Annotated in this window: 1 protein-coding gene and 1 pseudogene; one reads left to right on the forward strand and one right to left on the reverse strand. The window is 41.0% G+C overall.

Going from position 1 to position 534, the window contains the following annotated elements:
* Positions 1–295, forward strand: a 295-nt coding sequence (locus LU351_RS20580) for a group II intron maturase-specific domain-containing protein (protein WP_416053984.1), incomplete at its 5' end; no start/stop codon positions are given.
* Here the strand turns inward: LU351_RS20580 and LU351_RS20585 are convergent.
* Positions 265–405: pseudogene (locus LU351_RS20585) on the reverse strand (IS3 family transposase); the annotation flags it as partial. The gene LU351_RS20580 and the pseudogene LU351_RS20585 sit on opposite strands and share 31 nt — an antisense overlap.
* Positions 406–534 lie beyond the last annotated feature (129 nt).

Consider the following 534-nt stretch of genomic DNA (forward strand, 5'->3'; position numbering starts at 1 on the left):
GGTTATTACGGCAATTGCCAATACCTACCAGGAATGCGTGGATTTAGATTGCTGGATTAAGCGTAGAGTTCGAATGTGCTATTGGCGGCAATGGCGAAAGCCAAGGACAAAAGTGCGCAACCTATTGAAACTCGGTGTACATATTCAAGCTGCCGTTGCCTGTGGTATTACAAGCAAAGGACCATGGAGAAGTTCTAAAACACCAGGGATTCAGCAGGCACTAAATAATGGATATTTAAAACGAGCCGGTCTTGTATGTACTGGTCAACTCAAACCGGACACTTTTCTAAACTGATTTTCGTACTCTATTGGCGACATATTTTTATTCGCGCTATGCAGCCTTTCTAAATTGTAATACTTCATGTAGTAAGCCACATCTTCTTTCATATGATCTCGTGTTGGTTGGTCAGGGCTCCCTAGTAATAAATAACCAAATGCACTAAATTTTCAGCATCTTGATACCCTAAAATGTGATTAGCTGTGAATTTATCCAAAATTACCCTCCATGTGACCGACCCCAGAGATACAAAGAAT

This window comes from Marinibactrum halimedae (assembly GCF_021234875.1).
GTDB lineage: Bacteria > Pseudomonadota > Gammaproteobacteria > Pseudomonadales > Cellvibrionaceae > Marinibactrum > Marinibactrum halimedae.